This is a genomic window from Vibrio vulnificus CMCP6 (assembly GCF_000039765.1).
GTDB lineage: Bacteria > Pseudomonadota > Gammaproteobacteria > Enterobacterales > Vibrionaceae > Vibrio > Vibrio vulnificus_B.
This window is the reverse complement of record NC_004459.3, coordinates 903848-926682: the sequence shown is the minus strand read 5'-3', so window position 1 is coordinate 926682 and position 22835 is coordinate 903848. Positions and strand designations below refer to the sequence as shown.

The 22835-nt window shown below is 45.8% G+C and carries 20 protein-coding genes; 16 read left to right on the top strand and 4 right to left on the bottom strand.

Annotation, left to right across the window (positions count from 1 at the left end; translation table 11 throughout):
• Window positions 1-23 precede the first annotated feature (23 nt).
• The gene (locus tag VV1_RS04400; RefSeq protein WP_011078978.1) at window positions 24-851 is read left to right on the top strand and encodes an HDOD domain-containing protein; all 828 of its coding nucleotides are present in this window, start codon (window positions 24-26) and stop codon (window positions 849-851) included.
• Between the two features lie 17 nt (window positions 852-868).
• On the opposite strand, the gene VV1_RS04395 is transcribed toward VV1_RS04400, so the two are convergent.
• Window positions 869-1777: a DMT family transporter gene (locus VV1_RS04395; RefSeq protein WP_011078977.1), complete on the bottom strand. Its 909-nt coding sequence runs from the start codon at window positions 1775-1777 to the stop codon at window positions 869-871.
• Between the two features lie 131 nt (window positions 1778-1908).
• On the opposite strand from VV1_RS04395, the gene rmuC reads away from it, so the two are divergent.
• From rmuC to tatC, 7 genes are all read left to right on the top strand, one after another.
• A complete protein-coding gene (gene rmuC / locus VV1_RS04390) occupies window positions 1909-3495 on the top strand; it encodes a DNA recombination protein RmuC (protein WP_011078976.1) in 1587 nt (528 codons plus the stop codon).
• Window positions 3495-4277: a bifunctional demethylmenaquinone methyltransferase/2-methoxy-6-polyprenyl-1,4-benzoquinol methylase UbiE gene (gene ubiE / locus VV1_RS04385; protein ID WP_011078975.1), complete on the top strand. Its 783-nt coding sequence runs from the start codon at window positions 3495-3497 to the stop codon at window positions 4275-4277. Before rmuC ends, ubiE begins: the two co-directional genes overlap by 1 nt.
• Window positions 4278-4285: 8 nt before the next feature.
• On the top strand, window positions 4286-4891 hold the full coding sequence (locus VV1_RS04380; protein WP_011078974.1) for a ubiquinone biosynthesis accessory factor UbiJ: 606 nt from the start codon (window positions 4286-4288) through the stop codon (window positions 4889-4891).
• Window positions 4888-6522, top strand: a complete 1635-nt coding sequence (ubiB, locus tag VV1_RS04375; RefSeq protein ID WP_011078973.1) for a ubiquinone biosynthesis regulatory protein kinase UbiB — start codon at window positions 4888-4890, stop codon at window positions 6520-6522. The genes VV1_RS04380 and ubiB overlap by 4 nt, the downstream gene beginning before the upstream one ends.
• Before the next feature lie 51 nt (window positions 6523-6573).
• The gene (gene tatA / locus VV1_RS04370; protein ID WP_011078972.1) at window positions 6574-6810 is read left to right on the top strand and encodes a Sec-independent protein translocase subunit TatA; all 237 of its coding nucleotides are present in this window, start codon (window positions 6574-6576) and stop codon (window positions 6808-6810) included.
• A 3-nt stretch (window positions 6811-6813) separates the two neighbouring features.
• Window positions 6814-7206 (top strand): Sec-independent protein translocase protein TatB, encoded by a 393-nt coding sequence (gene tatB, locus VV1_RS04365; protein WP_011078971.1) that lies wholly within the window; start codon window positions 6814-6816, stop codon window positions 7204-7206.
• 66 nt (window positions 7207-7272) lie between these two features.
• Entirely contained in the window at window positions 7273-8022 is a 750-nt protein-coding gene (gene tatC / locus VV1_RS04360; RefSeq protein WP_011078970.1) for a twin-arginine translocase subunit TatC, read from the top strand.
• A gap of 328 nt (window positions 8023-8350) precedes the next feature.
• Here the strand turns inward: tatC and VV1_RS04355 are convergent, their stop codons facing one another.
• Entirely contained in the window at window positions 8351-9121 is a 771-nt protein-coding gene (locus VV1_RS04355; RefSeq protein ID WP_011078969.1) for a TatD family hydrolase, read from the bottom strand.
• Between the two features lie 148 nt (window positions 9122-9269).
• On the opposite strand from VV1_RS04355, the gene hemB reads away from it, so the two are divergent.
• The 3 genes from hemB (at window position 9270) to spfP (ending at window position 14167) form a co-directional block, all read left to right on the top strand.
• Window positions 9270-10313: a porphobilinogen synthase gene (hemB, locus tag VV1_RS04350; RefSeq protein ID WP_011078968.1), complete on the top strand. Its 1044-nt coding sequence runs from the start codon at window positions 9270-9272 to the stop codon at window positions 10311-10313.
• Window positions 10314-11130: 817 nt separating this feature from the next.
• Window positions 11131-13926 carry a DNA polymerase I gene (gene polA, locus VV1_RS04345; protein WP_011078967.1) on the top strand — a complete coding sequence of 932 codons (2796 nt, stop codon included), beginning with the start codon at window positions 11131-11133 and terminating at the stop codon, window positions 13924-13926.
• Between the two features lie 193 nt (window positions 13927-14119).
• On the top strand, window positions 14120-14167 hold the full coding sequence (spfP, locus tag VV1_RS25575) for a small protein SpfP (protein WP_438356636.1): 48 nt from the start codon (window positions 14120-14122) through the stop codon (window positions 14165-14167).
• 563 nt (window positions 14168-14730) lie between these two features.
• Here spfP and yihA read toward each other — a convergent pair.
• Window positions 14731-15381: a ribosome biogenesis GTP-binding protein YihA/YsxC gene (gene yihA / locus VV1_RS04340; protein WP_013572586.1), complete on the bottom strand. Its 651-nt coding sequence runs from the start codon at window positions 15379-15381 to the stop codon at window positions 14731-14733.
• A 158-nt stretch (window positions 15382-15539) separates the two neighbouring features.
• On the opposite strand from yihA, the gene VV1_RS04335 reads away from it, so the two are divergent.
• The 5 genes from VV1_RS04335 (at window position 15540) to hemN (ending at window position 20113) form a co-directional block, all read left to right on the top strand.
• The gene (locus VV1_RS04335; RefSeq protein WP_011078965.1) at window positions 15540-16157 is read left to right on the top strand and encodes a c-type cytochrome; all 618 of its coding nucleotides are present in this window, start codon (window positions 15540-15542) and stop codon (window positions 16155-16157) included.
• A 739-nt stretch (window positions 16158-16896) separates the two neighbouring features.
• Window positions 16897-17535, top strand: a complete 639-nt coding sequence (locus VV1_RS04330) for a class I SAM-dependent methyltransferase (protein ID WP_039555099.1) — start codon at window positions 16897-16899, stop codon at window positions 17533-17535.
• Window positions 17535-18080, top strand: a complete 546-nt coding sequence (yihI, locus tag VV1_RS04325) for a Der GTPase-activating protein YihI (RefSeq protein ID WP_011078963.1) — start codon at window positions 17535-17537, stop codon at window positions 18078-18080. Before VV1_RS04330 ends, yihI begins: the two co-directional genes overlap by 1 nt.
• Before the next feature lie 8 nt (window positions 18081-18088).
• Window positions 18089-18577 (top strand): DUF2489 domain-containing protein, encoded by a 489-nt coding sequence (locus VV1_RS04320; protein WP_011078962.1) that lies wholly within the window; start codon window positions 18089-18091, stop codon window positions 18575-18577.
• 144 nt (window positions 18578-18721) lie between these two features.
• Window positions 18722-20113 carry an oxygen-independent coproporphyrinogen III oxidase gene (gene hemN, locus VV1_RS04315; RefSeq protein ID WP_011078961.1) on the top strand — a complete coding sequence of 464 codons (1392 nt, stop codon included), beginning with the start codon at window positions 18722-18724 and terminating at the stop codon, window positions 20111-20113.
• A gap of 77 nt (window positions 20114-20190) precedes the next feature.
• On the opposite strand, the gene gepA is transcribed toward hemN, so the two are convergent.
• Entirely contained in the window at window positions 20191-22722 is a 2532-nt protein-coding gene (gene gepA, locus VV1_RS04310) for a phosphodiesterase GepA (protein WP_011078960.1), read from the bottom strand.
• Window positions 22723-22835 lie beyond the last annotated feature (113 nt).

Genomic DNA, 22835 nt, shown 5'->3' with positions numbered 1-22835 from the left:
CACGACAGTCTAAGGAGAGAGGTATGTCCCAAGAAGCTCTGATTTCACGTCTCAACGAATTACCTCGGATTGAGAGTGTGCTGCAAGAATTACTTGAGATGGTCAATCGAGATAATTTTGATTTTTCTGAGCTATCAAAAAAATTGGCGATGGATCAGGTACTCAGTGCTCGATTACTCAGAATGGCTAACTCGGCACATTTTGCCGGTAACAAACCTCTTTCCAACCTCAATGAAGCGGTTATACGTGTTGGGAGTGGGGCTGTTCGCACTCTTGTTTCTTCTTCAATTCTCTACAGCGCGTTCCCTAAAATTGAAACATTGAATATCAAGGATTATTGGGCCAATACCTTTGAGGTCGCGATGATTGCGAGCAAGCTAGCAGATCAAGCGAAGTTGGATGCCAATGAAGTATTTACGACGGGTGTGCTGCACAATATTGGAGAGTTGATGATTCACTCATTGGTGCCAGAACAAGCGATAGAAATCAGTAATAAAATCGCGGAAGGGCAGTCTCCGTTAAGTGCACAAAGAGAGGTCTTGGGCACGGATGCGACGGAACTTGGAGCGAAGCTCGCCGAAGCTTGGAAGTTTCCGCCAGAAATGAAAGACGCCATTGAAAACATCAATCATCCTGGCAAGGCTAAGATAGCCAAGCGGTTAGCTTGCTTGCTCTACTTGGCAAGAGACATCAATAAGCGCTGGGATTCGATGTTAGAAGAAGAGGAAAAGCAACATTACTTGGCTGAACACCCTGCGGCAGCGGCGCTGGGCATTACTCCCGGACGCGCCTTTGTGATCGATCAAATCAGAGGGCAAGGAAGTGAAATGGCTTACAACATGTTTAGTTAGCAGTAAGCCAGCATCAGTTAAGAGTGATCCGCGGCAGCGAGCTTTCTTTTGCCCCATTTGATCTGCTGAATCACCAGCCCTGCAATAATGAGCATCAAGCCAATGAGGGTTGTAGGGTGAATTTCCTCGCCAATTATGGAGGAAAGCAGCATGAGAGAGATAAATGGTGAGGCGAAAATGAGGTTGCTTATCCTTGCTGTGTTATTGGTGAGTTTTAGTGCAGAAAGCCATAGGACAAAAGTCACTCCCATCTCAAACAGGCCAACATAAGTGACAGCAAGCCAGCCCTGCATCGAAATCTGCCCCCATGACTGGCCTTCGATTACCGTCAAAGCAATGGCAAAAGGAATCGCGACTAAGAAACCAAGCAACACACCAACAATAGGATCGGCTTGGTTTTTAGTATTGAGGATCCAGTAGCCAGCCCAAAGTAAAGTCGAGGTGAGTGCTAGCGCTACGCCCACAGGGCTTTCAAATGACAGTCCTAATAAATCGCCTTTTGTCGCAATGACAATCACACCAACGTAGCTGAATACACAGGCTACCCAATCTTGCTTACGAATTTTCTGTCCAAGAAACACAGCGGCCATCAGTGTCAGTGTGATGGCCCAGCTATAGTTGATCGCTTGGGCCTGAGAGGCAGGTAATAGATCGTAGGCCTTAAATAAAATGAGGTAGTAGGCTAATGGGTTAATCAACCCTAGCAGTAAGTAATACCAAGGATTTGATAAGAAAGTAGCACTGATCTGTGTCAGCTTTCCTTGCAAGGCGCAAATCGCGAGAAGGGCCATTGCAGAAACAACACTGGCTATGGTGAGCATTTGGATTGGACTAAACTCAGCGAGCGTAAGTTTAAAGGCGGTCGCTACAGTAGACCATAACAATACAGCAGAAAGCCCGAATCCTAGGGCGCGACGCTCGTTCATAAATCCTCAAAATGATAGTCAGCAAGCAAAGCACCTAGTGTAAGCGAGGATTTTCTGTGCAACAAACTGGACATTTATCCAGTATGTAAATACCATTGAAACACGCATCTCTTTTCTTAGAACGCCTTACTATGCAATGGATTATCGATAACCAAGCTTCCCTTCTGATGACCCTTTTTTCTTCGCTATTGACCGCAATTTTAGCCGCTTGGTGGCAGCGCCAGAAGCTTGCGGTGGTGAATCAGTTGTTGCAACAACAGCTAGAAAGTGAACAACGTTTATCTGCCAGTAAAATCGAACAACTGCAGCACGGAATGCAACAGCTCCAAACAGAATTAGATGATTATGATCAGGAGCGCGATCAGGCAGCTTATGAGGTCAAACAGACTCATGGTAAGTTGATGGCCGCAATTGAAAAACTACGCTACTTCGATGCGGTAAAACAAGAGCGTCAACAATACTTTGATGAGTTAACGGCGCTAAGGGAATGCAACGCAAAGTTAGAGACACAACTGCGTGAGCAGCAGGCTCGCCATGAGCAACTGACTCAAGCGAATCAGGAGAAGCTGCAAATTCTGGAACAAGCAGAGGTGCGCTTGAAACAGCAGTTTGAGCATCTTGCTAATCAACTTTTTGAAGAGAAAAGCGCTAAGGTTGATCAACAAAACCGCCTCAGTTTAGAAGGACTATTGTCACCCTTAAAAGAGCAGTTAGAAGGCTTTAAGAAGCAGGTCAATGATAGTTTTAGTCATGAGGCAAAAGAACGTCATACGCTCGTGCATGAGTTGAAAAATTTACAACGCTTGAATGAGCAGATGACTCGTGAAGCCGTGAATCTCACGCAAGCGCTCAAAGGAGATAATAAACAGCAAGGAAACTGGGGAGAAGTGGTGCTGGCGCGTGTGCTTGCGGAATCAGGATTACGTGAAGGGCATGAATACCAAACTCAGGTCAGTTTGCAAAATGAAGCGGGTAAACGCTATCAACCCGATGTGATCGTCTATTTGCCTCAAGATAAGCAAGTGGTGATCGACTCCAAAATGACGTTGGTAGCCTATGAGCGCTATTTCCATGCGGAGTCGGACAGCGAGCGCGACATTGAGTTGTCCAATCACCTTGCTGCGATTCGTGCGCACATTAAAGGGTTAAGTATAAAAGATTATCACCAGCTCAGAGGTATTCACTCCTTGGACTATGTGCTGATGTTTATACCGGTCGAGCCCGCTTTCCAATTGGCAATACAAGCTGATCCGAGCCTCGTCAAAGACGCGATGGAGCAAAATATCATCTTGGTGAGTCCAACCACGTTACTGGTTGCTTTGAGAACCATTGATAACCTCTGGCGCAATGAGCGTCAGAGCCAGAACGCGAAGATCATTGCACAGCGAGCAAGCAAGCTATACGACAAGCTGCGCTTGTTTGTTGATGATATGCAAAACTTAGGCGGAGCGCTGGATAAAGCTAACCAAAGTTACCAAGGGGCAATGAACAAATTAGTGACCGGGCGAGGAAATGTCATTCGTCAGGCTGAAAGTTTCAAAGAGCTGGGTGTTGAAGTCAAACGCCCTATCTCGGCGGATTTAACTCAATTAGCACAAAATGACTCTTTAGTAGAAAGACATCCCGTTGAGGATAAAGTAAACTATTCGACCGCAGTCTTGGGCCAAGAAAACCATTTCGGCCCTCAATCGAACCGCACTGCCCAAGAGGAAAAATAATGACGGACATCAGCGTGCAATCGAATACAGCTTTAGAATCATCAGAAACCACGCATTTTGGTTTCACTACCGTAGCGAAAGAAGAAAAAGTCGCTAAGGTTGCTCAAGTATTTCATTCAGTCGCAGCCAAATACGACATTATGAACGACCTGATGTCAGGGGGAATTCATCGTTTGTGGAAGCGCTTTACCATCGATTGCAGTGGTGCTCGTCCTGGTCAGAGAGTATTAGATTTAGGTGGTGGCACAGGCGATTTGACGGCCAAGTTTTCCCGTATCGTGGGTGAAAAGGGCCATGTCATTCTTGCTGACATCAATAATTCTATGCTCAATGTCGGTCGTGACAAGCTACGAGACAGCGGCATTGTCGGTAACGTTCATTACGTACAAGCGAATGCCGAGGAATTGCCATTTCCGGATGATTACTTTGATATCATTACCATCAGTTTCTGCCTACGTAACGTGACTGACAAAGATAAAGCGCTTCGTTCGATGTTCCGAGTGCTCAAGCCGGGTGGTCGTTTGTTGGTATTGGAATTTTCCAAACCTGTCTTTGACCCGTTATCCAAGGTGTATGATGCGTACTCTTTCCATCTATTACCGAAAATGGGTGAGTTAGTTGCGAACGATGCCGATAGCTACCGTTACTTGGCCGAATCGATTCGCATGCACCCTGATCAAGAAACCCTTAAGGGGATGATGCAAGAAGCGGGCTTTGAAAATACCTCATACTACAATTTGACGGGTGGCATTGTTGCCCTGCATCGTGGCTACAAATTTTAGGAGCCTCTATGCCATTTGAACCACTCATTACCGCAGTGATTGAAACTAGCCTCAATGTGCTGGTGAAAGACAATCCGGATCTCGAAAAGCGTTTATTACGTTTAAAGGGGCAAGTGATCCAAGTTCATCTCCAGGAGCTGAACAAAACGTTGACGTTTATTTTTAGCCAACAGATCGATGTATTAGCCAATTATGAAGGCCAACCGGATTGTTATTTGTCGCTTAAATTGGCGGTGTTGCCTGAGCTGAGAGAGCAAGCCAATATCACGAAGCTGATTAAGCAAGACAAGCTGATCCTTGAGGGGGATATTCAATTAGCGCAGAAATTTGCTCAGCTCATCACGGATGCAAAACCGGATGTCGAGGAATGGGTATCGCGTGTCACTGGGGATGTGGTCGCTCACTCTTTGGCTCAGGGTGTAAAGAATGTCGGTGGCTTCGTCGGGCGTCAAGCGAAAAAGCAGCAGCATCATCTTGCTCAGGTGATTACCGAAGAATGGCGTCTGGCACCTGGACCATTGGAAGTGGCTTACTTCTGTGACCAAGTAGACGAGGTCAAAAGTGAACTCGCCAGACTAGAAGCTCGTCTGCAAAAACTGTTGGAGAAAGCATGACCCCGACAGAGCTAAAGCGCCTTTATCGCATCATTAAAGTTCAGCTTGAATATGGTTTGGATGACCTACTGCCAGACCATCAACTTGCCAAAGCCCCACGTTGGATGCGCAAAAGCTTGTTTTGGCTTAAAAATCAGCATCCAGAAAAACCGTTAGGGGATCGTCTGCGTCTTGCACTGCAAGAGTTAGGGCCTGTTTGGATTAAATTTGGCCAGATGTTGTCTACTCGTCGCGATCTGTTTCCTCCTCACATTGCAGACCCGCTTGCACTGCTGCAAGATCAAGTCTCGCCTTTTGATGGTGCATTGGCGAAAGCACAAATGGAGCAAGCGCTCGGTGGGCCTTTAGAAACCTGGTTTAGTGATTTTGACCTAGTTCCTTTAGCGTCGGCCTCCATTGCGCAGGTGCATACCGCCAAGCTGAAAACGACTAACCAAGAAGTGGTATTAAAGGTCATTCGCCCAGATATTCGTCCCATCATTGATGCAGATCTAAAACTGATGCGACGTATGGCGCGTATAGTCGCCAAAGCAATGCCTGAAGCACGTCGTCTTAAACCGATCGAAGTGGTTCGAGAGTATGAGAAAACCTTACTGGATGAGCTTGATTTGCGTCGCGAAGCGGCCAATGCGATACAGCTAAGACGTAATTTTACCGACAGCGAAGAGTTATACGTTCCTGAAGTTTATCCGGACTTTAGTAATGAAACTGTCATGGTTTCTGAGCGAATATACGGCATCCAAGTCTCGGATATTGCAGGCCTGAAAGCGAATGGCACCAACATGAAGTTGTTGGCAGAAAGAGGGGTGAGTGTTTTCTTTACCCAAGTTTTTCGCGACAGCTTCTTCCATGCAGACATGCATCCAGGGAACGTGTTTGTTAACCCTGAACATCCCGAGAACCCACAATGGATTGGTTTGGATTGTGGCATTGTTGGCACATTAAATAGCGAAGATAAACGCTATTTAGCGGAAAACTTTTTGGCGTTTTTTAATCGTGATTATCGACGTGTGGCAGAGCTGCATGTGGACTCTGGCTGGGTACCGGCAGACACCAATATTGATGAATTTGAATTTGCGATTCGTATTGTCTGTGAGCCGATTTTTGCCAAACCGTTGTGTGAAATCTCCTTTGGTCATGTGTTATTGAACCTATTCAATACCGCAAGGCGATTCAATATGGAAGTTCAGCCGCAACTGGTGTTATTGCAAAAAACCTTGCTGTATGTGGAAGGATTAGGGCGCCAGCTTTATCCTCAGCTTGATCTCTGGGAAACCGCAAAACCCTTCCTTGAAGAGTGGATGATGAATCAAGTTGGTCCTAAGGCGTTGATCAATGCAATAAAAGACCGCGCGCCTTATTGGGCGGAAAAATTACCTGAACTGCCGGAGTTGCTGTATGACAGCCTCAAACAGGGCAAAGCGATGAACCAGAGAATGGATCAGCTTTACCAAGGCTATCGAGCCAGCAAGCGCCAGCAGGCAACAGGAAAGTTTTTATTTGGCGTTGGGGCCACATTAGTCGTATGCTCGGCAATATTGGTGGACCACACTTATGAACAGCTTTCACTGGCGACGGCTATTGCAGGCGTCACATTTTGGCTGTTCAGTTGGCGAGCTTATCGTCGTTAGACGTTAAACTCTTGATCTAATTTTTGTTACAAAAGACCCGAGGTAAAAAGAATGGGTGGTATCAGTATCTGGCAACTGTTGATTATTGCTGTCATCGTTGTATTGCTATTCGGAACTAAAAAACTGCGCGGTATTGGTAGTGATTTAGGCGGCGCAATTAAAGGCTTCAAGAAAGCGATGAACGAAGAAGAGTCTGAGAAGAAAGACGCAGACTTTGAGCCGAAAAGTCTAGAGCAGCAAAGCAAACAAGCTGCGACCGAAAGTAAAAAAGACAAAGAGCAGGCGTAATAAGTGTTTGATATCGGTTTTTGGGAACTGGTATTGATATTTGTCGTGGGTCTGGTTGTTTTAGGGCCAGAGCGTTTGCCGCATGCGATTCGTAGTGTGGCGCGATTTGTTAGTGCAGCGAAAAGCATGGCAAATAGCGTTAAAGACGAGTTAGCTCATGAACTCAAAGTTCAGGAGCTACAAGAAAACTTGCGTAAAGCAGAGCAAATGGGGATGGAAGAACTTTCGCCAGACCTGAAAGCGTCCGTGGAGCAGCTAAAACAAGCTGCTCAGTCGGTGAATCGCCCATACGCAGATGTGTCAGCCAAAAATGAAGCCACGTCCAGCTCGTCTAGTGACGCGACTCATCAAACAGAGGCGACAAAAACATCGGCGGCAAATACCAAGTCCGAATAGTCTCACATAGGGGAGCTACTCTTTGGGTAGCTCTTTTTTGATCCGTTTTGATTCTAGAGGTTTGACATGTCTACCGTTGAGCAGACTCAACCTTTGATTAGCCACTTGTTAGAACTGCGTAATCGCTTATTGAAAGCGATCCTTGCAGTGTTGATTGTCTTTGTCGGCCTAATCTATTTTTCTGGTGAAATATACGAGTTTATCTCGGCGCCGCTGGTGGAGCGTCTTCCTGAAGGGGCGACGATGATCGCAACGGATGTGGCTTCACCGTTTTTCACGCCACTCAAATTGACTTTGATCGTGGCGGTCTTTTTGGCTGTGCCGTTTATTCTTTATCAGGTTTGGGCCTTTGTGGCGCCTGGCTTGTATAAGCATGAGCGTCGCTTAATCATGCCATTGTTGGTTTCCAGTTCGTTGTTGTTTTATTGCGGCGTGGCGTTTGCCTATTACGTTGTCTTTCCCCTGGTGTTTGGCTTTTTCACCGCCATCTCTTTAGGAGGTGTGGAGTTTGCCACCGACATCGCCAGTTATTTGGATTTTGTTTTAGCGCTGTTTTTAGCATTTGGTATTGCTTTTGAGGTACCAGTAGCGATCATTTTGCTGTGTTGGACAGGAGCAACCGATCCGAAGAGCTTAAGCGAAAAACGTCCCTATATTATTGTTGGTGCGTTTATCGTAGGGATGCTGTTAACTCCGCCAGATATGATTTCGCAAACCCTATTGGCCATTCCGATGTGTTTGTTGTTTGAAGTCGGTTTATTCTTTGCGCGTTTCTATACCCGCAAAGAGGAAAGCGAAGAACAAGAGCAAGAATAATAAAAAAGCGGCTTCATGAAATGAAGCCGCTTTTTTTATCTCACTTTGATCGTATGACCACAATTTTGGCAAATATAAATCTCTTTGATGCCGATGATTTTTTGCCAGAAGGAGCGATGATGACGTTGTAAGTGAATACTGTGATTACACATGTAACTTCTCACTTTTGTTATGATTTTTGTGGCAGAGATCATATATGCAATTCACTTATAATGCCATTAGTGGATGTGATTCTGATCTCATATTTATTGCTTAAAAGTGATGAGTCTATTTACTATTTACACAGTAAAAACAAGGTTTTATCTAATTGCTCATTAAGTGGCACTCATTATTTATCCAGTAAGTGAAACAAACGTTTGGCATTTTCTGAGGTTATTTTAGCCACTTCCTCATTGGAGAGTTGTCGTAGATCGGCGATCCGTTCATTGACCAATCGGGTATAAGCAGGTTCATTCCGTTTGCCGCGATGTGGAACGGGGGCTAAATAAGGGCAATCCGTCTCGAGAATCACATAGTTGAGATCTAGGCTTGGAATGACACTGTCCATGCCACCATTCTTAAAGGTGGTGACCCCGCCTAAACCAAGATGGAAACCAAGGTCGTTGATGGCGTTGGCTTCTTCAATTGAACCACCAAAGCAGTGAAATACCCCACTCAATGTACCGTCTTGCTCGGCTTTTAGGAGTTTGAGAGTTTCTTGAATGGAATCTCGCGTATGAATGACAACGGGCAGTTTAAGCTCTTTTGCCCAATTAAGCTGAGTGGCAAAGGCCCACTCTTGCTCCTTTTGATACGTTTTATCCCAATACAAGTCGATACCAATCTCACCGACAGCAATGAACGAATGTTTTGCAAACCAAGCGTGGATCGTCTCGAGCGTCTGCTTCACATTATTGTCCACATAACATGGATGCAGCCCCATCATTGAATGGCATATGTCTGGGTACGCGGCTTCGGTGCGTAGCATCGGCTCAATGGAATCGAGGTCGATATTGGGTAGTAAGATTTTTTCAATGCCCTGCTCAAGCGCGCGTTGCACAACTTGGTCGCGGTCTTGGTCAAATTCTTTGGCGTAAATATGGGCATGAGTGTCAATCATTAGGTTATCTCAGCGTTCAAAAGGTGTGCAGAGTATACGCCAGTGTGAGCATTTGGTCATTTTTGCGATTTTTCTTTATTGTTGCTGGCGCGCAGCCTTCGTAGTGATATGATTTTGCCAATTCTGTACACCAGACAAGGAGACGAGAGTGTCTGTATCTATTCAAGGCCCATTCCCAGCGCGCCGTATGCGCCGTATGCGCAAGCATGAGTTCAGTCGTCGTTTGATGGCGGAGAATCAGCTATCGGTTAGCGACTTGATCTACCCGATGTTTATCTTAATGGGTAAAGATCGTCGTGAGAGTGTTGAATCTATGCCTGGCGTAGAGCGCCTTTCCATTGACTTGATGCTTGAAGAAGCACAGTACCTTGCTCAGCTTGGTGTGCCAGCGATTGCTCTTTTCCCTGTGGTGAATCAAGACGCGAAAAGCCTTTGTGCCGCGGAAGCTTATAACCCTGAAGGCTTGGTTCAGAGAGCAGTGCGTGCATTAAAAGAGCACGTTCCAGCAATGGGCGTCATTACAGACGTTGCACTTGATCCTTTTACCACCCATGGTCAAGACGGCATCATTGATGAAGAAGGCTATGTGATGAATGATGAGACAACGGAAGTTCTGATCAAACAAGCGTTGTCGCATGCGGAAGCGGGTGCGGATGTAGTGGCTCCCTCAGATATGATGGATGGTCGAATTGGCCGTATCCGTGACGCTCTAGAGGAAGCGGGTTACATTCATACTCAAATCATGGCTTACTCCGCCAAATACGCATCCAACTACTACGGGCCATTCCGTGATGCGGTGGGCTCTGCATCCAACCTAAAAGGTGGAAACAAAAAGAACTACCAAATGGATCCCGCCAACAGCGATGAAGCGTTGCACGAAGTAGCATTAGACATCAATGAAGGTGCCGATATGGTGATGGTGAAGCCGGGCATGCCATACCTCGATGTTGTACGCCGTGTTAAAACAGAGCTTCAAGTACCGACATTCGCCTATCAAGTGTCGGGCGAATATGCGATGCACAAAGCCGCGATTCAAAATGGTTGGTTGAAAGAGCGTGAAACGGTGTTGGAATCGTTGCTTTGCTTTAAACGAGCGGGTGCGGATGGCATTTTGACTTACTTTGCCAAAGATGTCGCACAATGGTTAGCGGAAGACAATGCGCAAGCGGCGCAATTCTTGAAAACTGAATAGTGGTAATCCCTCTTGCGAGGTTATGAGGCTGGCTTGTGCCAGCCTTTTTACGTTTTGTCAGGAAGATAACAATCAAAAAAGCGCTTTGCTTGATGGGTATGTGCTCACTAAGAGGGAGCGTTAATGTATATCTCTTTGAAAATAATATAGAAACATGAGAGTCCAAATTAAATGGCTCATAAAGCTTGAGTATCACGGTAAATAAATGAGATTTTTTCTCATTTGATAGTTGACATGCAAATGAGAATTGTTATTATTAAGGCGTCTTAGGGAATGAGGAAAAGTTCACAAGGATGTTGATTTACCCCAAACAACGGTGTTGAAAAGGTGATGATACAAATTGCTCTGAACTTGCACGAATTCTTTTTGACACGACATTGCTCACATTGCTTCCAGTGTAATTTATAGCTTTATGGTTAAGCTGCCGTATTCAACGAATTAGCTTCACCGCAATTTTGCTAGGCGACATCAAACGATGTCGCTTTTTTTATTGGTTTTTTTCTGTACAGAAAGACTTATTTTTTCTCAGTGATTATCTTTGTCCACAATGGATGATCGCTAAATGATCGTTTTCTTTCGCTTCGATCTTGATATTTTGTCTTATTTTTCAATGTGATATTTTCATTTTTATACTGGTTTTAACGACTTGAATATCCGGTGGATAATTAATATAAACAGACTTATCCACAGATGGAGAGGAAAATGTGAGCTAATTGTGACATCTTAGCTAACGGATTTTATGCGAGAGCGTGGATTCACTGGATTAGACGTGGCATCCTTAGCAGATCATTTTATTCTCTGCTGGATAACGACAACTATGGCCACTATTCCTGAAAATCCATTAATTCTTATTGATGGCTCTTCTTACCTCTATCGAGCGTTTCATGCCTATCCTGGCACCATGAGTAATGGTGATATCCCAACCAATGCGGTCTACGGTGTGGTGAACATGCTGCGCAGCATGATGCGTCAGTTTGCTTCTGATCGTATTGCGGTGGTGTTTGACGCCAAAGGCAAAACCTTTCGCGACGATATGTATCCGGAATATAAGGCCAACCGACCACCAATGCCGGACGATCTGCGTTGCCAAATAGAACCTCTTCATCAAGTTATTAAAGCAATGGGGCTTCCCTTGATTGCTATTGAAGGTGTTGAAGCGGACGATGTGATTGGTACGCTGGCCTATCAAGCTTCTCAACAAGGGATGCCGGTGCTGATCAGTACCGGTGATAAAGATATGGCTCAGTTAGTGGACGACAACATTACCCTAATCAACACCATGACCAATGTCGTGATGGACAGAGAAGGGGTCATTGAGAAATTCGGTATTCCACCTGAACTGATCATCGATTATCTCGCGTTAATGGGTGACAAGGTCGATAACATTCCTGGCGTGCCTGGTGTGGGTGATAAAACCGCCACAGCTCTGCTGCAAGGTATTGGTGGTCTTAGTCAGTTGTACGACCATTTGGATGACATTGCGGCACTGAGCTTCCGCGGCTCAAAAACCATGGCGAAGAAGCTGGTGGACAACAAAGACAATGCGTTGCTGTCTTATCAGCTAGCGACGATCAAGCTTGATGTTGCATTGCAAGAAACGCCAGAATCCCTTTTAAAAACAGAGCCAAATAAAGATGAGCTGATCAAGCTCTATGGCCAACTGGCCTTTAAATCTTGGCTCAATGAGCTACTAGAAGGTGGCACTGGTGTTGTTGAAGCGGATGAAAAAGCACAAACCTCGGTACGCAGTGGCGCATCTCCGGTTGAAAGTGAAATCAACAATGCTGCGGCGAATATTGACCGTAGCCAATATCAAACCATCTTCGACCAAGCGACATTCGACATTTGGTTGGACAAGCTGAAAGCGTCAGAGCTGTTTGCCTTCGATACCGAAACGGACAGCCTTGATTACATGGTCGCTAACTTAGTGGGCCTGTCATTTGCTGTGGCAGAAGGTGAAGCTGCCTATGTGCCTGTCGCACACGATTATCTGGATGCTCCGGAGCAACTTGATCGCGATTGGGTGCTGGCTCAACTTAAGCCACTGCTGGAAGATGATACGAAGGCAAAAGTTGGCCAAAACTTGAAGTACGATGCCTCAGTGCTGGCTCGCTATGGTATTGAGATGAAGGGCATCAAGCACGACACCATGCTGGCTTCTTATGTGTACAACAGCGTGGGCGGCAAGCACGACATGGATAGCTTGGCACTGCGCTTCCTACAGCACAGTTGTATTTCGTTTGAGCAATTGGCTGGCAAAGGCAAGAATCAGCTGACTTTCAATCAAATTGATCTGAATGAAGCTGCGGTTTATGCCGCCGAAGACGCGGATGTCACCTTGCGTTTGCACAACCGCTTGTTTGCCAATATTGAACAAGATGAGAAACTCAACGCCATCTATCAAGAGATTGAAGTGCCATTAGTGCCAGTGTTATCACGTATGGAACGGACTGGTGTGTTGATTGATGACATGAAACTGTCTGCGCAATCTCAAGAGATCGCTGTGCGCTTGGGAGAGTTAGAGCAAAAAGCGTATGAAATCGCAGGCCAGCCATTCAATATGAACTCGCCAAAGCAGCTGCAAACCATCTTGTTTGAGCAAATGGGTTTACCTGTTATCAAGAAAACGCCTTCAGGTACCCCTTCTACAGCAGAAGAAGTGTTGCAAGAACTCGCGTTGGATTACCCACTGCCGAGCGTCATTATGGAGTACCGTGGCTTAGCGAAGTTGAAATCGACTTACACCGATAAGCTGCCGAAAATGATTAACCCACACACAGGGCGCGTGCATACGTCTTACCATCAAGCCGTGACGGCTACTGGTCGTTTATCGTCAACCGATCCAAACTTGCAAAATATTCCAATTCGTAATGAAGAAGGACGCCGTATTCGCCAAGCGTTCGTTGCGCCACATGGCTATAAAATTCTTGCGGTCGACTATTCACAGATTGAATTGCGTATTATGGCGCACTTGTCTGGTGACCAAGCACTGCTTGACGCCTTCCAGCAAGGCAAAGATATCCATGCGGCAACCGCGGCAGAAATCATGGGCGTGTCGATTGAACAAGTCTCCAGTGAGCAGCGTCGTCGAGCCAAAGCCGTCAACTTTGGTCTTATCTATGGCATGAGTGCGTTTGGTTTAGCGAAACAGCTTGGAATTCCGCGTGGTGAAGCACAAGCTTATATGGATAAATATTTCGAGCGCTACCCTGGTGTCATGCAGTACATGGAAGACACACGTTCAAATGCCGCTCAACATGGTTATGTTGAAACCATTTTTGGTCGTCGTTTGCATCTACCGGAAATTACCTCTCGCAATGTGATGCGTCGTAAAGCAGCAGAACGTGCGGCGATCAACGCTCCAATGCAGGGCACTGCAGCAGACATCATCAAGAAAGCGATGTTGTTGGTGGATCAGTGGATTCAAGAGGAAGGCAATGGTCGAGTCAAATTACTGATGCAAGTACACGATGAACTGGTGTTTGAAGTGGAAGAGTCCTGTTTGACCGAAATTGAAAGTAAAGTACAACAATTGATGGAATCTGCAGCACAGTTAAATGTTCCTTTGGTGGCGGAAGCTGGCCATGGTGACAACTGGGATCAAGCGCATTAAGCATTTTTTGTACAAAAACGAATAAATATCATGAGCCAGAGCACAAACTCTGGCTTTTTTTTAGCATCAAAAAAGTTTGCAGAAATATTGTTGAGTTGTAGTTAAATAAAAAAATCATGAAAAAAAACTACAGAAAAAGTTTGCAATTCTGACCAATTGTTGTACATTAGTACGCGTAGGGTACAGAGGTAAGATGTTCTATCTTTCAGACCTTTTGTTTCACGTTATTGGATTAGGCTGATTCAGCCGCCCCAGTCAGGTTATTTGACTGGGGCGTTTTTTATTGGGCTAAATAAAATTTCAATTAAATCATATCTATATCGCATCTCCATTCTTAACGCCTCTTGTTTGTTTCTTTTTATACGGTTTCAGATTGAAAAACGAACGCAACAGAGCGTTATATCAATATGTAAATTTACACCACTCACACTCTGATTATTTCTCTTGGAAAACTAAGTGCATATATAAATAGGATGTTATTGATGTATTTCTTATTTTTATCAGTTAGTTAGATGGTTTTTAGAGGGCGAAAGCTGAGAGGGTGTGTCATTTTCATCAATGACTGAGCTATTGAAATAGAAACAAACATCGGTAATGCTTCAAAGCATAACAATAACTACCGATTTTTCTCTCCCGTTTCCCTGCCAGGATGGCGGGGATTTTTGTATCTAAAGGAGAGAACTTTGCGCTGAACAATGACGGAAAGGCGTATTCAGTGATGACCAATCCGCCAAGTAAGAAGAGACACAAAAAACCCTGCTTATAAACAGCAGGGCTTTGAGAGCGAAGCGATGGTTATCCGTTTTACTCGGCTGAATTTGACCCTTCTTCGTCTTCCAGCAGGTGAGCAAGCGCAGGTGCAAACCAAGTATCCAGTTTGGCTCTAAGCTGATCCACCCCAAGCCCTTTGAGGGAGGAATAGACATCCACTTGTACGTCCCCACCGAAGGTTTCCGCCAACTTGCGCACTTTGAGCAATTCCGCTTTACGCGCACCGCTCTTCAGTTTGTCTGCTTTTGTCAGCAGTACTTGCACAGGGATACGACTTTCAATTGCCCAAAAGATCATCTGTTGGTCGAGATCTTTCATTGGATGACGAATGTCCATCAGTACCACTAAGCCCTTCAAGCATTCGCGTTTTTGCAAATACTCACCAAGTGATTTTTGCCACTTATTTTTCATTTCAAGTGGCACTTGTGCAAAGCCGTACCCAGGTAGGTCGACAATGTGGCAACCTTCCGTGACTTTAAACAAGTTAATCAACTGAGTACGACCTGGGGTTTTCGAGGTCTTAGCTAAGTTTTTCTGATTGGTTAAGCGATTCAGTGCACTGGACTTACCAGCATTTGAGCGTCCTGCAAACGCAATTTCGATCCCTTCATCAGCGGGTAAATGGCGAATATCGGGTGCACTAGTGATGAAATGCGTGTTTTGGTAATGAATTTTTACGCTCACTGTTAACTCCATCTCGACTTTGTGTAGTCGATTGATTACTTTTTTGTGAAATTGTGTAAAATAACCGTGCTCGGCATAAGGTCGCCTATTGTACCATGAGTGTACTCGGTATGTTCACATCCGTGGTACTGGAAGCTTGATAATTATAATGGAATGTCATGAAGAAATTAGCGCTAATTTTGAGTCTTATAGCCAGCTGCTCAGTATGGGCCCAAGGTAATATTGAAGCTGGTAAAGCAAAATCCCAAACGTGTGTTGCGTGTCACGGTGCTGACGGCAACAGTGCAATCACTACTTACCCAAAACTGGCAGGTCAACACGCCAAATACCTTGAGAAGCAGTTGAAAGATCTCAAATTAGGTATGGAAAGTGCTGGTAAGCAAGGTCGTTACGATCCGGTTATGAGTGGCATGGCTATGCCATTAAGTGAACAGGACATGGCGGATCTCGCGGCTTATTATGCCTCACTGCCAATTTCTCACAACACCACGCCAGAAAATGTGGTGGAGCAAGGTAAAGTGCTTTATACCGCAGGCGATGCCAACCGTGGTATTGCAGCATGTATTGCTTGTCATGGCCCTCGTGGTAACGGTACTGAGCTTTCAGGTTTCCCTAAAATTTCAGGTCAGCATGCTGACTACATCAAAGCTCAACTTGTTAAATTCCGCGACGCGTCACGTGGCAATGATATGAATGCAATGATGCGTGACATCGCGAAGAAACTGACCGACGAAGACATTGAGATTCTGTCTAAATATGTTGGTGGTCTTCACTAATTAGCCTGAACCGCTCGAGCAAAGGTTGTATGAAAACGCCCTGGTACTACTGTACTAGGGCGTTTTCTTTTTTGATAGCCATGTACTCACATGGTTTAGGTAGAAAAGAAGAGAAAAGACAAATCGCCTTAGTCTTTGTAAGACATTTGCCATTTCTTTTCCCGCCTTTGTCTAAGTGCTTTATTTAATGCATTGATAAATAGAGAAAAATAAAAATTAAGTTAAAAACGTCGACGAAATCGTTTTCACTCGCTTGTTTCATTTTGATGACAAGGTAAATTAGGCATCACCAGCAGGGAGTTGGTGAAGGATTCAGACCAAGATGGTCTCCAAGGATGCAAGCAACGGATCGCTTGGTAGTCGGAGAAAAGGACGTTAGACCTGTAGGATACAGGTCAGATAAGGATGGTCATCTCGTCTAAAGGTTAAGACAGGGTAAAGGATCAGGCTTAGGGAGTAAGCCGTGATACAGGAAGTCGATGGAAAGCCAAAAATCATCAGGAAGATGACGAACAACACCTTTTGGCATGGAAAGCACGAAAAACAAATGGATTATTGGTGCACTGAATGAGTGCAACACAGTTTTGGCCACTCAGTGGCCGTTCGGAAAGCGACAGCATGGCTGTCGCTTTTTTTATTTTGGCCGTTTTTTTACGAAATTGGTGATTATTTGCCCGTTGGCTCTCCAATCTGGGTCGACTTTCTGGTATGTTTCGCATCCCTGTTTGAGGAAGTCCGAATGCATACTTGTCCTTTATGTCAGCATGATCAGATTCTGCACTATTTTACTGACAAGCGTCGTGAGTATCTGCAATGTGCGCGCTGTGAGTTGGTGTTTGTTAATCCCGAGCAACGCTTGGATGCAAAAACTGAAAAATCTCACTATGATCTGCATGAGAACAATCCATTGGACCTCGGTTATCGCCGCTTCTTATCGCGTATTACCGATCCTCTTTTAGAACGAATCGCACCCCAATCAAATGGACTGGATTTTGGTTGTGGACCCGGACCAACGCTCTCACTGATGCTAGAAGAGCATGGTCACGTTATGTCGTTGTACGATCTCTATTATCATCCAGACCGTTCAGTGCTGAGAAGAGAGTATGACTTCATGACGGCTACTGAGGTGATCGAGCACCTCTATGAACCCAATGTGGTGTGGCAACAATGGTTGAATTTAGTTAAACCCAGAGGCTGGATCGGTCTAATGACCAAAATGGTGATTGATCGAGAAGCGTTTGCGAACTGGCACTATAAAAATGACCCCACGCATGTGATCTTTTTTAGCCAAGCAACGTTTCAGTATCTGGCAGAGCGAGATAAGCTCGAACTTGAATTTATTGGCAAAGATGTAATTTTACTGAGGAAGACCCAGTAATGAGTCGTAAGAAAAAATCGAGAAAGCCGGGTGCCGCTGGCGCCCCGGAATTTATGGTTACCCGTAATCGTTCAGAGTCAGATGTTGCTGGTCGTTTACGCAAGAAAGATAAAAAACGTAAAGGCCTAAAAGCGGGCGGTCGCAATTCGGAAGAAGGTGCGCAGCAAAAACACGGCTCTTCGCAGGTTCGTGATCCGCGTTTAGGCAGCAAAAAGAAAATTCCATTGATTGTTGAGCCAGCGAAAAAGCTGACGAAACAAGAGCGTCGTCTGTCTGCAGAACAAGAGCTCGAGATGCTCGAAAATGATGCGAAACTGAACGTGTTGCTTGACCGCATCGAATCAGGTGAAAACCTAGGCCGTGGTCTACAGCAATACGTGGATGAAAAACTGGATCGCATCGAGCAGTTGATGAGCCAGCTTGGTCTGCTAGAGCCAGAAGCGGAAGAAGAGTTTGAAGAAGAAGCACCAGTGCGCAAATCACGCTCTGATGATGATCTGCTGGCGGATTTTGAAGACTTTGATATGGATGATTACAAAGGATAAGCGAACGGATGAGTGTAACCCTACTGGCCATTCTTGGTGGCGCAATCATTCTTGGTTTAGCGTCGTATGCTGGTTACCTTCTACTCCAGCTTAAAAAGCAAAAGGAGTTGCAGCTCCAGCATCAAAAATTGGCGATAGAGAAGCGCAACGCCAATATCTTTGATAGCGTAAATACCCTATGCCTTGCGGGCATTCAGGGTCAGTGTGACTTATCCGAAATTGCGATTCGGGTTTATTGCATCATGGACTACGTTCAAGGTGAGGAACGCGTCGACTTCGATGCCACTTATCCCGCCATTGCGGAGCTTTACCACATCGTAAAAGATATGGCGCGTGGCGAAGAGAGACAAAAGCTGGAGAAACAGCAACGCATGAAGCAAAACCTTGAGCGCCACAAAGCGGAAGGTCGCCTCAGCGAAGCGGTGATTGAAGAGTTAAAAACTCTGCAACAGAAAGTGAAGCCGCTGAATAATCAAATCCATATTCAGATGATCTAATCCATAGCCCTACTTTTGAGTAGGGCTATCGTGATCAGGCTAGCACTTCTAAAAATTGGCGATAAAAAAGCCATATCACAGCGCCATGAGCGTCTCATTGATGTGGCAAAATAGCGCCCCACAGCATTTTATGGAAGTACCACCATGTCGAATCAGAACCTTGAATCGAACCAACAAATTGTTTGGGACCAAGCGGTATTAGACAAATATAACTATTCAGGTCCGCGTTATACGTCTTACCCAACGGCGCTTGAGTTTCATGAAGCATTTACCATTTCTGACTACGATATGGCTTGCACGCAATACCCAGAGCGACCGCTATCCCTGTACATTCACATCCCGTTTTGCCATAAGCTGTGCTACTACTGTGGCTGTAATAAGGTGATAACACGCCATTCGCACAAAGCGGATGAGTATTTGGATGTGTTGGAGCATGAGATTCGCCAACGTGCGTCTTTACTGCAAGGTCGTCGCGTAACGCAATTGCATTTTGGTGGTGGTACACCAACATTTCTTAGTGCTAAGCAAATCACCCGCTTGATGACACTGCTGCGTGAAGAGTTCACCTTCACAGCGGAAGCCGAAATCAGTATTGAAGTTGACCCACGAGAAATTGCGTTGGAAATGCTGGGTCACCTACGTGCAGAAGGCTTTAACCGCCTGAGTATCGGTGTGCAAGACTTCAACAAAGAAGTGCAAAAGCTGGTCAATCGCGAGCAAGATGAAGCATTTATTTTCGCGATGGTTGAGCGCGCGAAGCAGCTCGGCTTCCGTTCAACCAACCTTGACTTGATTTACGGTTTGCCTAAGCAAGATCGAGATTCTTTTGCCAAAACGTTAGAACAAGTCCTCAGCATGCAGCCAGGCCGATTGTCGGTGTTTAACTACGCTCACATGCCTCAGCTTTTTGCTGCGCAGCGCAAAATCAAAGATGAAGATCTGCCGAAAGCGGAAGAGAAAATGGCGATTCTGCAAAACACCATCGCGACGTTGACCGATGCGGGCTATCAATTCATCGGCATGGACCACTTTGCGTTGCCTGACGATGAACTGGCGGTGGCTCAGCGTAATGGCGTGCTGCATCGCAACTTTCAAGGCTACACAACGCAAGGAGAGTGTGACTTGGTTGGCTTTGGTGTATCGGCCATTTCCATGATTGGCGATGCCTATGCGCAAAACCAAAAAGAGCTGAAAAAGTACTATGCACAAGTGAATGATTTACGTCATGCTCTGTGGAAGGGTGTTGCGCTGGATGGTGACGATTTATTGCGTCGAGAAGTGATCAAACAGCTGATTTGTAACTTCAAACTCGACAAAGTGGCGATTGAGAAGCAGTTTGCCGTGACGTTCAATCAGTACTTTAAAGAAGACCTACAATTGCTACAGACCTTTATTGATGATGCGCTGGTGGAAGTGGATGAACAAGCGATCCGCGTGACACTTCGTGGCCGTTTGCTTATTCGCAATATCTGTATGTGCTTTGATAAGTACTTGCGAGCCAAAGCGCGTCAGCAGCAGTTTTCTCGTGTGATCTAAACACAGCATCGATGCCTCTTTAAATACAAATGCCAGCGAAAACGCTGGCATTTTTAATGTATCTCAACGGTTTGTGCTTATAGCGATGGCCACTCATCAAATGGCACCGGGCGGCTATAGAGATAACCTTGCGCTAGGGTGCATCCTAACTCCATCAGCAGCTCGGCTTGCAAGCTGGTTTCAACCCCTTCAGCCACAACATTAACGTTGAACCCTTTAGTAATGTTCACCACCGCGGCGACAACGGAATTGTTGATTTCTTGGCGATTTAATTTTTCGACAAACGTTCGGTCTATCTTCAGGCAATCAAACGGCAGCGAATGCAGATAGGCGAGAGAGGAATAGCCAGTACCAAAATCGTCAATGGCAATGCTAATGCCCAAAGCACGGAGCTTGTGCATGTTGTCTAATGTGCCATGTGCGCTTTCAACCAAGCGCGACTCGGTGATTTCCAACGTAAGGTTAGTGGCAGCTAACCCCGTTTCCTGCAAAATTTGCGAAACCTCAGCGACAAAGTCATCGCGAAGCAGTTGATTGACGGAAATGTTCACATGCAGTTGAAAGCGAGCATCCCAGTGCTGAGCGGCGATCGCTTTGGCGCAATCATGGCAGGCTTGGCGTAAAATCTGACTGCCAATTTTTTGAATCAGGCCACTGTCTTCTGCGATAGGGATAAAATCGAGTGGGGAGATAATTCCTTGTTTGCTGAGCCAGCGTGCCAGTGCTTCAGCACCGATCACTTTGCCGCTCTTAAGCTCAATAATGGGTTGGTAATAGGGGATAAATTCTTGGCTGTCGATACCATCTTGGATTTTTGCCAGCATTTGAGTGCGAAATTTCGAAGCGTCGGCCATTTCAGGACGATAGTAACTGACGCCCGAAACATCTTGTTTTGCATTGCTCAGTGCGATGCTGCCATTCCGTAGCCAGCGTGTCATGTTGCTATCACTGTCGGTGATCACGACACCAATCGACACCTTCATCACCACACTTTCATCATTCATATAAAACGGGGCAATGAAGAGTTGCTGAAGGCGATTCACCGTCAACGTCACTTCTTCGCTTTGATTGATGTGGGGAGCGTATATCGCAAATTCGTCTCCTCCTGTGCGAGCGAGCAAAAACTGATCGTCAAACAAGGTTTGGATTCGTTCGGAGACTTTGATCAGCAGTTGGTCACCGTTGTGATGTCCCAAGCTGTCGTTGATATCGCGAAAGCGATTAACCCCAAGCATAAATAAACTGCCAGACTCAGTAAGTTTGCGCTTACTTACATCAATCAATCCTTCTCGGCTGTACAGCTTGGTCAGGGAATCAAACACCAGTTGATTATGCAGGGCTTTAAAGGACGCTTTGAGGTTATTGGCCATTTCGTTAAAGGCGTTGACCAGTAAGCTGGTTTCATGAATGCGGCCAGGTTTTGGCATTGAGCTATCCCAATTGCCGTTGGCCAAATTTCTTGCTGCCGTGGCGGTGGCCGTAATAGGACGAGTGATACGGCTGAAAATGACTAAGCAGAAAGACATCCCAATCGCACTTACCAGTATGCCGATCAGCCAGCTTTGCTGTTGTGACTTCGGCAATACGCCAAGAAGCTCGGTTTCAGAGATGGAAATGCCAATAAACCACGTGAGGCCATATTGGTCGGTGTATGGCGACAAGAGGCTGAAATAACGTTCATTCTTGGTTTCGAACTCAAATTGTTGTGCCTCTTCATGTTGCAACATGCGTTCTGCTTTCGCTCGTTCTGCGTGCTGCTTAATGATAGGGTCGGCACTTTCGGTGGCTAACAGTCGGTCGCCCTTTTTCGACCACTCGGTCCCCCATGACACCACGCTGCCTTGAGCGGAATGTGCGACGAGGCGCTGATCGTTATCCATGATGTAGACGGTCGCCTTGGTTTTCTCCTGCAAGCGATTTAAAAACGCGTTGAAGGTATTGATGCGAATGTCAGTAACCATCACGCCGACAAAATGTTGCTTGTCGTAAACCGGCGAGAGGGCGGAAAGCGTGATTTCTTGGCGCTCGTCAGCATTAGCATAGATGGATGACCACATCACTTGGCGCTTTTCAGCAACGGGTGCGTACCAAGGTCGCACGCGCGGATCGTAGTTGGGGATCACCGAGACAATCTCTTTGCTGATTTGATCGCCGCGATAAATGACCAATTTGCTGTCGGTGCGGTCATCTTGAATCATTAATGTGTGTGTGCCGTTGCTCTCTTTGCGAAAGCCGATGTAATCCGCTGCTTCCGAGCCAAAGCCAATCACATCCAGTTGTGGGATATCGGCGTACAGGGTTTGAAAAGCATTCAAAAAATAGTCTTGCAACTGTGAGGTATCATCAGCTTTGTAGAGGTGATTGAAGCTGATGGTGTGTGCCATCGCCAAACCTGCATCAAACGGTGCGCCTAAATACTCAGTGAGATGAGTTTGTACATTCTCCGTTAACGCAGAGAGTTGCTTGTTACTGAGATCAACCACGGCACGTTCATAGCTGTGTCGTTGAACGAGAATGACTAAGCTGATCGATAAGAGAAAAATCACCACAAAAGGGGTGATGACTGCTGCTTTGAGAGAAATTTTGCTGCTGTCGTTGAGCTCGTACATAGAAAAAGCGTCTCTCCTTGAGTGCTTGGGGTTTGCACCTGTGTTCGAACGTGTCGAAAAAAGGCGCAAAACCGAATAAGCCAAATGGGCAGACGCGACGGTATCGGGTGAGT